A 12,435-nucleotide genomic window follows, 5' to 3' on the forward strand; every position below is an offset into this window, starting at 1 on the left:
GGCTCAGGCTTCTGAAAGAACGACTCTCATGTCTTTGACGTCGTAGATCATCTCGCCATCAGCTTCCACGATACCATCCGCCACACCCATCGTCAGTCGACGCGTTTGGATCGCTTTTTTGAAGTCTATCTTATAGGTCAACATCTTCCGGTCCGGACGCACCATTCCGGTAAGTCTGACCTCACCAACGCCAACGGCCATACCGCGCCCCTGCCAACCGCGCCAACCCAGGTTAAAGCCGGTCAATTGCCACAACCCATCCAAACCCAGGCACCCGGGCATGATCGGGTTACCTGGGAAATGGCAGTCAAAGAACCAAAGGTCAGGCGTGATATCAAATTCAGCGAAAACATGGCCTTTACCATGAGCACCGCCATCGCCGGAAATGTCGGTGATCCGGTCCATCATCAGCATCGGCGGGGCGGGCAATTGCGCATTGCCCGGGCCGAATAATTCGCCACGGGCGCATTTCAGCAGATCGTCTTTGTCAAAGCTGCTCGGGAATTGGGCCATTCTGCCGCCTCTCCTGCCAAGGGTCCGTTTGTTATATCTGGTCTCGTCTAGCACCCGTTTGCAAGGTCCTGCAAGAGCGCCCCGCCACATCATGTTGTGCGCGCAACATTCTTTGCGAATGAATTTCATTTGAAATTACCGGCAGAGCACCCCTATATATAAGACAGCAGAAATTGGGTATCGGATTGATGACACCTCAGAGCCGAAACATCGCAACAAACTGGTTGGTAGATGCCGGATTGCGCCCGACGCGTCAGCGTGTGGCGCTGGCTGAGCTTTTGGTGGGTGACGGGCGGCATCGCCACGTAACAGCCGAAAGCCTTTTCGAGTCGGCTAAAACTGCCGGGGATGCCGTGTCTCTGGCCACCGTCTACAACACCCTGCGCGCGTTCTGCGAGGCCGGTGTTCTGCAAGAAATCACGGTAGACGGCTCAAAAAGTTACTTCGACACGAACACCCATGATCACCCGCATTTCTTTTGGGAAGACGAGAGCCGCCTAAGCGATGCGCCGTCTGAAGAACTGGTCATTCAACGTCTGCCTGCAGCCCCCGAAGGGGTCGAGATTGCCTCCGTCGATGTGGTCATACGGCTGCGGAAGAAACAGTAGCCTAGGGCGCTTTCAGACATTCAAACAAAGCACATTCTGCAATCTGTAGTGTTGCGTCAGTTGGGCCTGTGCCGTGACGTGCCAGAACGACCGCCTCGGGCGCATCTGGATTGCTGATCGGCAGGCTAACCAGTCGGCGGTCGTCGTAGCTGAGAGTGTTGCGCGGGCTGGCATAACTGATACCGATTCCCTCGTTATGAGCCGCCAGACTACGCTGGATTTCCAGAGACGCGGCGCGATGGGCGACCGTTGGGCTTAGTCCGTTCCGCCGAAACAATCCCAGGACATGTTGCGCTGATAAGCCTTCGTTAGACAGGATCAGGGGGTGGCGCTCCAGTTCGGACAGCGTGACCTGACAAGCCCGGGCCAGAGGGTGATCGGGTGACAGGATCGCGTGCGGTCGGCTTTCAAATAATGTTTGTCGAACAAATCCGGCGTCCATTCCCAGATCGTAGGTGATTGCAATATCCACCTGATCATCGATCAGGCCGGTCATCAGCCCCTCGAACCCGTCTACAACATATGTCACCGATACGTCCGGCAAAGCGTTCCGCAGCTGATGCAGGGCAGGAGCTAGGTGGAACGGGGCCAGATCAATGAAACACCCCAACCGCACATGCGTTGCGCCCTGAGTTGCCGTGGCGGAAGTTTCCAGCCGCGCAGCTTTGTTCAGGATATCTTCAGCCTGCTCGATGAATCTGCGGCCTTGTGGGGGCAAAGCCATCGCTGCTCCGCGCCTGCGGATAAATAGCGGGTACCCCAGATGCGCTTCGACACGCGTCAAAGCAGTTGAAAGTGCGGGTTGCGATACGTTGAGGTGCTGAGCGGCGGAGGATAAGCTGCCGTGCCGCCCAATGGCGCAAACATATTCGTACTGGCGCAGTGAAATATATAACATGAGATTAATACTATCTTCGAAAGATATGAATTGAACAGAGGGCACGATCCGGCGCAAAACCACAGGATCAACTCATGGAGACCGATATGCCGCATCCTCTCGTTTCTCAGGACATGATCGACACCTTTCACGCCGACGGCGTTGTTCTGGTCAAAGGTCTTTTTGCCGATCATGTGAATCAGTTGCGCGATGGGGTGGCGATGAACATGGCTGAGCCCGGGCCTTATGCGTCCGAGAACAAGAAAGACGGCGAATCCGGTCGGTTTTTTGACGACTACTGCAACTGGACTCGTATTCCGCAGTTTCGCGAGGTGATCGCCACATCGCCGGTGGCCGAAGTGGCCGCAGACCTTATGCAATCGCAAAGCGTGCAGATGTTCCACGACCATGTTCTGGTCAAAGAACCCGGAACATCGATGGCCACGCCCTGGCATCAAGACGGTCCCTATTACTTCGTCGAGGGGCAGCAGACGATCAGTTTCTGGTCTCCGCTGGACGCGGTCAAGCAGGCGACGCTGCGCTGCGTGGCCGGCTCGCATCGCTGGAAGAAAGAGGTTTTGCCGACCCGCTGGGTGTCCGAAGAAGGATTTTTCGCGGATGAAGGGCAATACATCCCCGTGCCCGACCCGGATGCTGAGGGAATGAAGGTGGTCGAGTTCGAAATGGAGCCCGGAGATGCGGTGGCCTTCAACTATCGCACGTTGCACGGGGCGCGGGGCAACCAGTCGGATAGTCGCCGCAGGGCATTCTCGCTGCGACTGGTGGGGGATGATGCGCGCTATGTAGAACGTCCGGGCCGCACCTCGCCGCCGTTTCCGGGGCATGACATGACACCCGGGCAGCGTCTTCGCGAAGACTGGTTTCCGGTTTTGCTAAAGCGTTGATCAACAGGGTTCTTTTGCACGGGCGGTCAATCTTACGGAAAATGCTGCCGATTTAAGTGCGGTCAGAACCATTGACCCGGTTCGATCAGTCCAAGGTCAAGCAATTGGCTTGAGTTCCATTGGAATGGAACCGAGTTGCGCCAGCGGAAGGTCGGGATGTCAAAGGTTGAACCCGCATTGCTTTTTAGGGCTTTGGCGGCACGGAACGAACAGATGGCTGCCGTCAGATTGTGATGCCAGGGGCAGGAGTAGGTGTTGTATTCCGGCTCGTTGAACGTGTGATCTGACCGCAGGGTCAGCCCACTCCGAGCCTTGAACAGGGAGATCCTGTCGATCCGGCGGCGTTCGTAGGGGATGTGATCCTCGAACCGCCAGCGCAGGCCGCCCGACATGTCCAACTGGCGATCCATTGGCTGTCCCACCGCGTCGTGGCGGGCGTGGGCATAATACCCTGTGCTGTCGAACATCGCATGATCCGGCGCCACGCCATTGGGATAAGTGCCCAGATCATCTGCATACAGGTCGATGACGTGGCTGAGCATAGCAGTGCGGCGCTCTTCGCTGTGAAAGGCCAGCATTTCACTGATACTGCGCGTTTCGCAGAACGGAAAAAACAAGTACTCGGAATTGTAGCAGTAGTACAACCAGACGTCGGGTGCGGATTGAATGATCTGGTTGATTGTCTCGAACACAACCGACCGAGGCGCGCATTTTAAAGTAACACGATGGACGACATCGCCCAGATCCTCGCCCAGTTGAAATTCTGCGGGCATGAACGCGATCACAGATGTGAACCCAAGTTTCAGGTGATGGCGCAGGGTGCCATCCAGTTCCACGTCATCCTCGGCAAAAACCAAAGCGATGGGACCTTTGGCCAATGCGGGCTGGCCTGTTTTCAGGAATTGATCGAGGGAATCGTATTGCATTGCCGTTTTTCATTTCCGCCTTGCTGGAAAGTTCCGCCAAATTCGGGTAATTGCGCCTGCATTGCAAGCGGCGTTCGAAGCGTATAGATGCCGCCGATCCAGCGAATGCAAAGGCCCGACCCATGTCCGAACCGAAAAAGCTGTTTATCAAGACCTACGGCTGCCAGATGAACGTGTACGACAGCGAGCGCATGGCGGAGGCGCTGGGCGGTCAGGGCTATGTCGAGACCAAAACCGCTGACGACGCGGATATGATTCTGTTGAATACCTGCCATATTCGCGAGAAGGCGGCAGAAAAGGTTTATTCCGAGCTGGGTCGGTTCAAGGGATTGAAGGCCGAAAAGCCTGATCTCAAAATCGGAGTCGCGGGTTGTGTCGCGCAGGCCGAAGGTCAAGAGATCATGCGCAGGCAACCGCTTGTCGATCTGGTGGTTGGCCCGCAAAGCTATCACCGCCTGCCCGAGATGGAGGCCAAGACCCGCGCCGGCGAAAAGGCGTTGGACACGGATTTCCCCGAAGAGGACAAGTTCGAGAAGCTCAAGAACCGCCCCAAGGCCAAACGTGGACCGACGGCGTTTTTGACGGTGCAGGAAGGGTGCGACAAGTTCTGTGCCTTCTGCGTGGTGCCTTATACGCGCGGCGCCGAAGTCAGCCGTCCGGCAGACCGCATTCTGCGTGAGGCGCAGGATCTGGTCGAACGCGGCGTACGCGAGATCACTCTGCTGGGCCAGAACGTCAATGCCTATCACGGCGCGGGACCCAACGGGGACATGACACTGGCGGGTCTGATCTGGGAGTTGAACAAAGTCGACGGGTTAGAACGTATTCGTTTCACGACGTCTCATCCCAATGACATGGCCGACGACTTGATCGAAGCGCATGGAACGTGTGAAAAACTGATGCCGTACCTGCATTTGCCGGTTCAGTCGGGTTCAGACACGATTCTGAAGCGTATGAACCGCAGCCACACCGCCGAGAGCTATTTGCGATTGGTCGAACGTATCCGCGCGGCGCGGCCTGATATAGTCATGTCAGGTGATTTCATCGTCGGGTTCCCGGAGGAAACCGAAGAGGATTTTCAGGCCACGTTGGATTTGGTTGAAGAGGTCAAATATGGATACGCGTACTCGTTTAAGTACTCGACGCGCCCCGGGACTCCGGCGGCCGAGCGGGCTCAGGTTGACCCGGACGCGGCGGATGACCGCCTGCAGCGCCTGCAAGCGCTGATCACGCGCCACCAAAGGGAAATCCAGGATTCGATGGTAGGGCGAAACGTCCGCGTTTTGTTCGAAAAAGCGGGCCGGTTGCCCGGGCAGATGGTTGGGAAATCCGAATACCTTCATTCTGTTCACGTGGTTGGCCCCGAGATTTCGGTTGGCGAGTTGCGGGACGTACGAATTACCGACTCTGGCACGAATTCCCTGGCGGGCACTTTGCTGTAATTCGTTGGTTATCCGCTGTGCAGATACCATGCTTGGTGTTTGTTTCCAAAATTTACCCTTGATTTATCGCTTGGAACTATGTTCCGAGGGAAGCCAGATTTTGTTCCAGACGCGGTTATCCGCTGCGAAGGTGTTTCAATCTGCGCTGATCCGACTTCCGGGTTGCAGCGATGGAGGGTACGAGTGACGATCCTAGAGAGATTTAATTTGCCGAAATTCCGGCAAGCCCTGCCGATGGCGTCGGCAGTGACATTCTTTGCCAGCGCGACAATCGCCGGAGATCTGACAGGCAATGTCACCGAGCCGGATGTGATCAGTCCGAAACGGTATGGCAGTGACGTCAGTGCGTTCTATCTTGGGATAAGCGGTGGTTATGGTTCGGGCGGAAAAGACCAATTTGGTCTCAGTACTCCGGCGGGCACTTTTGGGATTGGTGAGCAGGATCTGACCGGATCTTACGGCGGCATTCGGGGCGGCTGGCGTGGTGTTTTGCCTGCCAGAGGCGGCCGCGATTTTGTGTATGGCTTTGAATTTGGGTACGATTTTGGCTCAATCGAAGATAGTGTCACAACCCAGATCAGCGGCGAAACTGTTCAGGGTGGCACTGAAGTATCGGATGTCCTGTCGCTACGGTTCCGAAATGGCCTCACAAATCGCAGCAGGAGCGTCTTGTACTTCGTGACCGTCGGTTACGTTCTGGGGGATGTTGAAACAACAAACGGCATCGGATCCGGGTCAACGTTACGGTCTTTCGAAGATTCCGGCAGGCGAGGGGGCTTTTCGGCGAGTGTCGGGGCTGAACATCAGCTGAACGACAAGTGGTCGATCACCGGCGAGTACGAGTATGTGCAGTTCCAATCCGAAGACGTTCAGTTCGAATCGGGGTTTTCGACAAAATCGACGCCTAGTTACCGCGGCCTGCGGTTTGGGCTGAACTACACGTTCTGACGTGACCTCGAATGGCCTTTGTTTCGGGCCCCCGTCGGCGGTTTTGTCATCAGTCGCGTAATTTTTGAAACTGTGGCTTGCGCCTACCAAGGCTTCTTGTCTACGCTCAAGGTGTAACGCCAAGACAGGAGAACGTATTGGCCATCGGTGCCCTGACCCCACCGCAAGACGAGATGCCCCAACGCGAGGCATTTGTTGAATTCCCAGACAACCGATTGTTGATTGACCTATGCGGCGAGTATGACCGCAATCTGGCCGATATCGAGCAGAAGCTCTCTGTTCAGATCGTACGCCGGGGCAATCAGCTTGTGGTGATGGGCGACGAGGACGCGCAGAAGCAAGCGATCGAGGTGTTGCAGTCGCTGTATACCCGATTGGAAGGCGGTCGCGATGTCGAATCCGCAGATGTCGACCGAGAGCTTCGCATGGGGGGCACCGAACAAGGAACCGGCAGCCGTGACGGTGATCAACTTGAGATGTTCAAAGGCGGCACGGTCGAAATCAAGACCCGTAAGAAGCTTGTCGAACCGCGAACGGATGCGCAGAAGGCTTACGTTCAATCCTTGTTCAACAACGAACTTGCCTTTGGTATAGGGCCGGCGGGCACAGGTAAGACCTACTTGGCCGTTGCGGCGGGTGTGTCGATGTTCATCGGCGGGCATGTGGACCGGATCATCCTGAGCCGCCCTGCGGTCGAGGCGGGGGAAAAGCTGGGTTACCTGCCAGGTGACATGAAGGACAAGGTCGATCCTTACATGCAGCCGCTCTATGATGCGCTGAACGATTTTTTGCCGGGCAAGCAGCTCGCCAAACTGATCGAGGAAAAGCGAATCGAAATTGCACCGCTGGCGTTTATGCGCGGGCGGACGTTGGCAAATGCTTTTGTTGTGTTGGATGAGGCGCAGAATGCCACGACCATGCAGATGAAGATGTTCCTGACTCGTTTGGGTGAAGGCAGCCGGATGGTCATCACGGGCGACCGATCTCAGGTCGACCTGCCGCGCGGGGTCCCGTCGGGGCTGGCGGACGCAGAGCGGTTGCTGAACACGATTCCCAATATCAGCTTCAATTACTTTACATCGAAAGATGTCGTGCGGCATCCGCTTGTCGCGGCTATCATCGAAGCGTATGAGGCCGATGTGGGCCATGAAACACGTTGATTTCCAGGCCCGGCGTACGGGCTTTGGAACACTAAAATGAACCTGGAATTAACCGTTGAAGACGAGCGCTGGCAAGAGCTGGAACCCTTGTCTCAGCAAGCGATTTCTGCGGTTTTGCAGTATTGCGGATTGGACTCTGAAATCTGTGAGGTCAGTCTGCTGGGCTGTGATGACACACGCATCGCGGAGTTGAACGCCGAGTTTCGTGAAAAGCCCACGCCGACCAACGTCCTGAGCTGGCCTGCCGAGGACCTGGCGGCCAAGGAGTCTGGGCATGCGCCGCTTCGACCAGAGCCCGATTTCACTGGCGAGATTACGCTGGGAGATATTGCGATTGCCTACGACACCTGCGCGCGCGAGGCGGCTGAAGCTGGCAAGTCCATGAATGATCACGTGACCCATTTGATCGTTCACGGAACGTTGCATTTGTTGGGCTATGATCACATACGTGACCTTGATGCCACCTTGATGGAAGGGGCAGAGGTCAAGATACTTGGCAAAATGGGTATTGATGACCCATATAATACATGAAGCGGGTTATTTCACCCGATCAATTGGAACGGGATTATGGGCGATACAGACGGCAGTTCTAGGGCGGCGCAGAGCGCGCAATCACAGAACAGCAGCAACGACATCGAAGAGAAAAGCGGCTTTTTCTCTCGGATATTTGACGTATTTTCAAGCCCGGATCAGGAACAGGACAGTTCGGTCAATGGGCATGAGGCAGCGACTTCTCAACCCCGTGGCATGATCAACCTGCGTAGAATGCGGGTCGAGGATGTTGCTATCCCGACGGCAGAAATCATATCGGTGCCTTCAACGATAACCAAAGATGAACTGGCTCAGGTATTTCGTGACAGCGGGCTGTCGCGCATTCCGGTTTACGAAGGTACTTTGGATAAACCTTCGGGATTTGTTCACCTCAAGGATTTTGCCCTGACCCACGGGTTCAACGGCGGATCAGTTGAATTTGATCTGAGCTCCATGCTGAGAACACTGCTGTTCGTGCCGCCGTCGATGCCCATTGGTGTTCTGCTGACCAAGATGCAGACGGAACGTCGGCACATGGCGTTGGTGATCGATGAATATGGTGGCGTCGACGGCCTGTTGACGATTGAGGACCTGATCGAACAGGTGGTGGGCGAGATTGCTGATGAGCATGATGCAGACGAAGATCAGCTGTGGGTTCAGGAAAAGCCGGGCTGTTATGTGGTTCAGGCCCGTGTTCCGCTAGAGGATTTCGAGGCCGAGATCGGCCGGTCTTTGACCAGCCACGAGGACGTGGACGAAGAAGAAATCGATACGCTGGGTGGTTTGGTCTTTATGTTGTCCGGTCGCGTACCGGCGAGGGGAGAAGTTGTTCTTCACCCAGAAGGCCCCGAGTTCGAGGTGATTGACGCCGACCCACGTCGCATCAAACGGTTGCGCGTCATGTTGCCGGACATCGCTGCATGAACCCTGCCGAGGGCTGGCCTCTCTGGCTGAGACTTGTTTTGGCAGCTCTGCTGGGTGCGTTGGGCGCCTTCGGACTGGCGCCGTTTGGCTATTGGTTGGCCACGGTGGTGGCGTTGATTCTGATCGTGCCATTATTTCTGGCCAGTGAAACGCGTATCCGCGCTGCTTGGGTGGGATGGGTCTTTGCCACCGGGTATTTTGCGCACGCGCTCAGCTGGATCACCGAACCCTTTCAGGTCGACGCTGCGCGGCACGCGTGGATGGCACCGTTCGCCTTGGTCTTTCTGGCGGGTGGTCTGGCGCTGTTCTGGGCGTTTGCGTTTTGGGCATCGCGGCAGATCGGGGCGTCCGCTCAGCGTCAGGGATTATTGTTGGTCGTGGCTCTTTCGCTGGTGGAATTCGGACGAGGGTATTTGCTCACCGGATTTCCGTGGGCCGGAGTTGCGCAGGTCTGGGTGGACACGCCGATCGCTCAGATTTTGTCATTGATCGGCCCGTACGGTTTGGGGGCGCTGACGTTTGCGGCGACATTGCCCGTGGGCGCCGCCTTGTTTGCAAACCGGTCCATAGCCCGGTTCGCCCGCCCGTGTGCCTTCACCGTGGTATGTGTGATTTTGGCTTTGGCCTACGCAGCGGCGCGCCCGCCCGTTCTTGAGGGCGAAAACACAGTCCGTTTGATACAACCCAACGCCCCGCAGCATCAAAAGTGGGATCCGGATTATGAGCTTCTGTTTTTTACTCGGCAGATTGAATTCACCGCGGCGCAACCCAAACCTGACCTGATCGTCTGGCCGGAAACTTCTGTGCCTGGCTGGCTTGGTAACGCACAGCCCCATCTGACGGTAATCGCGGATGCGGCGCAGGGTACACCTGTGTTCCTGGGCATCAGACGCTGGGATGATCCGAGAATCTATAACTCGATGGTCTATCTGGATGAAACCGGACAGCAGAATGGTCTGTATAGCAAGCATCATCTGGCACCCTTTGGTGAGTACGTGCCTTTTGGTGATCTGTTGGCGCGGTTTGGTATCTATGGGCTGGCGGCGACCACCGGAAACGGCTTTAGCTCGGGGCCCGGGCCTGCGTTGATGGATGCGGGCAAACTGGGACGGGCGCTGCCCTTGATCTGTTACGAGGCTGTGTTCCCACAAGACGTCAACGGGGCGCCGGGACGAGCTGATTTCCTGCTGCAGATCACCAATGATGCATGGTTCGGTGCGCGCTCGGGGCCGTATCAACATCTGGCGCAGGCGCAAATGCGGGCAATTGAGCAAGGCCTGCCAATGATGCGATCAGCCAATACCGGGGTATCAGCGATGATTGACCCATTGGGACAGATTACGGCCTCTTTGTTGCTGGGGCAGGCGGGATATGTCGATGCCGTTCTGCCGCGACCTCACGCCGCGACGTTTTATTCACGAACCGGAGATAGTCCTTCCTTTTTTGCGTTATTGGTCCTTTTTGCGATGTTCTGGCGCAACGCCCGCCGGGGTCGCCTCTGATTACCGATTGACCCTTTCTCATAACGCGCGTATCCCGAATTTTGCCTGTCACAACGGCTTCCTGGCGTGACAGAAAATTGTAATGGAGCACTATTATGTCCCGACAGAACTACACATTTACTTCGGAATCCGTTTCCGAAGGGCATCCCGATAAGGTCTGCGACCGTATTTCCGACGCTGTACTTGACGCATTTCTGAATGAAGAACCCGAAGCGCGCGTTGCGTGCGAAACCTTTGCTACGACCGACCGGGTCGTCATCGGTGGAGAAGTAGGTCTGTCTGATCAGGAAAAGCTGCATGACTATATGGGCCGCATCGAAGATATCGCGCGCGCCTGTATCAAGGATATCGGCTATGAGCAGGACAAGTTTCACCACGAAACGGTCGAGGTGACGAACCTGCTGCACGAACAGTCTGCACATATCGCACAGGGTGTGGACGCGGCTGAAAACAAAGACGAAGGCGCTGGTGACCAGGGCATCATGTTCGGATATGCCACGACCGAAACACCTGCGTTGATGCCGGCACCGATCCAGTATTCGCATGCGATCCTGCGCCGTCTGGCCGAGGTTCGCAAAAACGGGACCGAGCCTGCACTAGGCCCTGACGCGAAATCTCAGCTTTCGGTGATTTACCGCGATGGTAAACCGGTCGGCATCAGCTCGATCGTGTTGTCGACGCAGCATTTGGATGAAGCTCTGACCTCGGATGACATTCGTCAGCTTGTCGAGCCATATATCCGCGAAACCCTGCCTGAGGGTTGGGTAACAGCTGACACCGAATGGCATGTGAATCCCACGGGCAAATTCGTGATTGGCGGACCGGATGGCGATGCGGGCCTGACTGGACGCAAGATCATCGTGGATACTTATGGCGGTGCCGCGCCGCACGGCGGCGGTGCGTTCTCGGGCAAGGATCCGACCAAAGTGGACCGCTCGGCTGCCTATGTCTCGCGCTATCTGGCCAAGAACGTGGTTGCGGCAGGCATGGCCGAACGCTGCACCATCCAGCTGAGCTATGCGATTGGCGTGTCCAAGCCACTGTCGATCTACGCCGACACGCATGGCACGGGGCAAGTCGCTGATGCCCAAATCGAAAAAGCTATTGATCAGGTGATTGACCTGACACCGCGTGGCATTCGTGAGCATTTGCAGATGAATAAACCCATCTATCAGCGTACCGCGGCATACGGGCATTTTGGCCGAGAGCCGGAAGCCGATGGTGGTTTCAGCTGGGAACGCACCGATTTGGCGGATGCGTTGAAACAAGCGGTCTAAACCAAAGAAACAAAAAGCGCGTCGGTTTCGGCGCGCTTTTTCGATTGCACGCGAGGGATCACACCCCTTGCAACGCTGTCGGCCCGGCGGTATGGCCACCGGCATGAGCACCGAGACCCCGCAACGCCCTCGCAGAAACTTCTATGGCCGCTTCAAGGGAAAGACCCTGAAGCCCAGCCAGAAGACCTATTTGACCGAAGATCTGGCCGCGCTTGCACCCGGTGCGGTGGATTGGGACAGCAATCCGGAACGCCAACCTCTGGATCTGGATGGTCTGTTTGGTGGCAAGCCGATATGGCTTGAGGTCGGTTTTGGCGGCGGTGAGCATCTTGTGCATCAGGCCGAGAGCAACCGCGATATCGGCATTATCGGGGCCGAGCCTTATATCAACGGCGTTGCCATGCTGCTGGGAAAGATCCGCCGTGCTGATGTCGATAATCTGGCCGTACATCCGGGTGACGCACGTGATTTGTTTGATGTTCTACCGGATGCCAGTATCTCACGCGCCTTCCTTCTTTACCCTGACCCATGGCCCAAAACACGGCATCATCGCCGCCGCTTCGTCACACAGGAACATCTGCAGCCGCTGGCCCGCGTCCTGAAGCCGGGGTCTATTTTCCGCGTTGCAACGGATATTCCCGATTATGTCCGGCAAACTCTGGAAGAAGTTCCGCGTGCTGGCTTTGAATGGCTAGCAGAACGCCCTGCAGACTGGCGCGAGCCGTGGGATGACTGGATTTCAACTCGGTATGAACAAAAAGCCCTGCGCGAAGGGCGTACCCCGCATTACCTGACCTTCCGCCGTACGGGGTGATTGCACTG

The 12,435-nt window shown here is 56.5% G+C and carries 13 protein-coding genes and 1 riboswitch; of the genes, 10 read left to right on the top strand and 3 right to left on the bottom strand.

Annotated features, from left to right (window positions below):
- Positions 1-3 precede the first annotated feature (3 nt).
- On the bottom strand, positions 4-513 hold the full coding sequence (fabA, locus tag HW561_RS14975; protein ID WP_176866148.1) for a bifunctional 3-hydroxydecanoyl-ACP dehydratase/trans-2-decenoyl-ACP isomerase: 510 nt from the start codon (positions 511-513) through the stop codon (positions 4-6).
- A 188-nt stretch (positions 514-701) separates the two neighbouring features.
- On the opposite strand from fabA, the gene irrA reads away from it, so the two are divergent.
- Positions 702-1,121 carry an iron response transcriptional regulator IrrA gene (gene irrA / locus HW561_RS14980; RefSeq protein ID WP_176866149.1) on the top strand — a complete coding sequence of 140 codons (420 nt, stop codon included), beginning with the start codon at positions 702-704 and terminating at the stop codon, positions 1,119-1,121.
- Position 1,122: 1 nt separating this feature from the next.
- Here irrA and HW561_RS14985 read toward each other — a convergent pair whose 3' ends face one another.
- Positions 1,123-2,019: a LysR family transcriptional regulator gene (locus HW561_RS14985; protein WP_176866150.1), complete on the bottom strand. Its 897-nt coding sequence runs from the start codon at positions 2,017-2,019 to the stop codon at positions 1,123-1,125.
- A gap of 86 nt (positions 2,020-2,105) precedes the next feature.
- Between HW561_RS14985 and HW561_RS14990 the strand changes: the two genes are divergently transcribed.
- A complete protein-coding gene (locus tag HW561_RS14990) occupies positions 2,106-2,903 on the top strand; it encodes a phytanoyl-CoA dioxygenase family protein (protein WP_176866151.1) in 798 nt (265 codons plus the stop codon).
- Positions 2,904-2,965: 62 nt separating this feature from the next.
- Here HW561_RS14990 and HW561_RS14995 read toward each other — a convergent pair whose 3' ends face one another.
- Positions 2,966-3,829, bottom strand: a complete 864-nt coding sequence (locus HW561_RS14995) for a hypothetical protein (RefSeq protein WP_176866152.1) — start codon at positions 3,827-3,829, stop codon at positions 2,966-2,968.
- 122 nt (positions 3,830-3,951) lie between these two features.
- On the opposite strand from HW561_RS14995, the gene miaB reads away from it, so the two are divergent.
- The 8 genes from miaB (at position 3,952) to trmB (ending at position 12,427) form a co-directional block, all read left to right on the top strand.
- Positions 3,952-5,271: a tRNA (N6-isopentenyl adenosine(37)-C2)-methylthiotransferase MiaB gene (gene miaB / locus HW561_RS15000; protein WP_176866153.1), complete on the top strand. Its 1,320-nt coding sequence runs from the start codon at positions 3,952-3,954 to the stop codon at positions 5,269-5,271.
- 183 nt (positions 5,272-5,454) lie between these two features.
- Positions 5,455-6,219: an outer membrane protein gene (locus tag HW561_RS15005; protein WP_328803295.1), complete on the top strand. Its 765-nt coding sequence runs from the start codon at positions 5,455-5,457 to the stop codon at positions 6,217-6,219.
- Between the two features lie 137 nt (positions 6,220-6,356).
- Positions 6,357-7,379 carry a PhoH family protein gene (locus HW561_RS15010; RefSeq protein WP_176866154.1) on the top strand — a complete coding sequence of 341 codons (1,023 nt, stop codon included), beginning with the start codon at positions 6,357-6,359 and terminating at the stop codon, positions 7,377-7,379.
- A gap of 36 nt (positions 7,380-7,415) precedes the next feature.
- Positions 7,416-7,910: an rRNA maturation RNase YbeY gene (gene ybeY, locus HW561_RS15015; RefSeq protein ID WP_176866155.1), complete on the top strand. Its 495-nt coding sequence runs from the start codon at positions 7,416-7,418 to the stop codon at positions 7,908-7,910.
- Between the two features lie 36 nt (positions 7,911-7,946).
- Positions 7,947-8,834 carry a hemolysin family protein gene (locus HW561_RS15020; protein WP_176866156.1) on the top strand — a complete coding sequence of 296 codons (888 nt, stop codon included), beginning with the start codon at positions 7,947-7,949 and terminating at the stop codon, positions 8,832-8,834.
- Positions 8,831-10,336 (top strand): apolipoprotein N-acyltransferase, encoded by a 1,506-nt coding sequence (lnt, locus tag HW561_RS15025; RefSeq protein WP_176866157.1) that lies wholly within the window; start codon positions 8,831-8,833, stop codon positions 10,334-10,336. Before HW561_RS15020 ends, lnt begins: the two co-directional genes overlap by 4 nt.
- A gap of 42 nt (positions 10,337-10,378) precedes the next feature.
- A riboswitch (SAM-SAH riboswitch) is annotated at positions 10,379-10,426 on the top strand.
- A 5-nt stretch (positions 10,427-10,431) separates the two neighbouring features.
- Positions 10,432-11,613 (top strand): methionine adenosyltransferase, encoded by a 1,182-nt coding sequence (gene metK / locus HW561_RS15030; protein ID WP_176866158.1) that lies wholly within the window; start codon positions 10,432-10,434, stop codon positions 11,611-11,613.
- Between the two features lie 103 nt (positions 11,614-11,716).
- A complete protein-coding gene (gene trmB, locus HW561_RS15035) occupies positions 11,717-12,427 on the top strand; it encodes a tRNA (guanine(46)-N(7))-methyltransferase TrmB (RefSeq protein WP_176866159.1) in 711 nt (236 codons plus the stop codon).
- The last annotated feature ends 8 nt before the right edge of the window (positions 12,428-12,435 follow it).

It is taken from the genome of Ruegeria haliotis (assembly GCF_013377785.1).
Taxonomy (GTDB): Bacteria; Pseudomonadota; Alphaproteobacteria; order Rhodobacterales; family Rhodobacteraceae; genus Ruegeria; species Ruegeria haliotis.

What these genes read in the sequence shown, in the direction of transcription:
- HW561_RS14985 (WP_176866150.1), bottom strand. Translation starts at nt 2,019, where the DNA reads ATGTTATATATTTCACTGCGCCAGTACGAATATGTTTGCGCCATTGGG.
- fabA (WP_176866148.1), bottom strand. Translation starts at nt 513, where the DNA reads ATGGCCCAATTCCCGAGCAGCTTTGACAAAGACGATCTGCTGAAATGC.
- HW561_RS14990 (WP_176866151.1), top strand. Translation starts at nt 2,106, where the DNA reads ATGCCGCATCCTCTCGTTTCTCAGGACATGATCGACACCTTTCACGCC.
- ybeY (WP_176866155.1), top strand. Translation starts at nt 7,416, where the DNA reads ATGAACCTGGAATTAACCGTTGAAGACGAGCGCTGGCAAGAGCTGGAA.
- irrA (WP_176866149.1), top strand. Translation starts at nt 702, where the DNA reads ATGACACCTCAGAGCCGAAACATCGCAACAAACTGGTTGGTAGATGCC.
- trmB (WP_176866159.1), top strand. Translation starts at nt 11,717, where the DNA reads ATGAGCACCGAGACCCCGCAACGCCCTCGCAGAAACTTCTATGGCCGC.
- HW561_RS14995 (WP_176866152.1), bottom strand. Translation starts at nt 3,829, where the DNA reads ATGCAATACGATTCCCTCGATCAATTCCTGAAAACAGGCCAGCCCGCA.
- lnt (WP_176866157.1), top strand. Translation starts at nt 8,831, where the DNA reads ATGAACCCTGCCGAGGGCTGGCCTCTCTGGCTGAGACTTGTTTTGGCA.
- metK (WP_176866158.1), top strand. Translation starts at nt 10,432, where the DNA reads ATGTCCCGACAGAACTACACATTTACTTCGGAATCCGTTTCCGAAGGG.
- miaB (WP_176866153.1), top strand. Translation starts at nt 3,952, where the DNA reads ATGTCCGAACCGAAAAAGCTGTTTATCAAGACCTACGGCTGCCAGATG.
- HW561_RS15020 (WP_176866156.1), top strand. Translation starts at nt 7,947, where the DNA reads ATGGGCGATACAGACGGCAGTTCTAGGGCGGCGCAGAGCGCGCAATCA.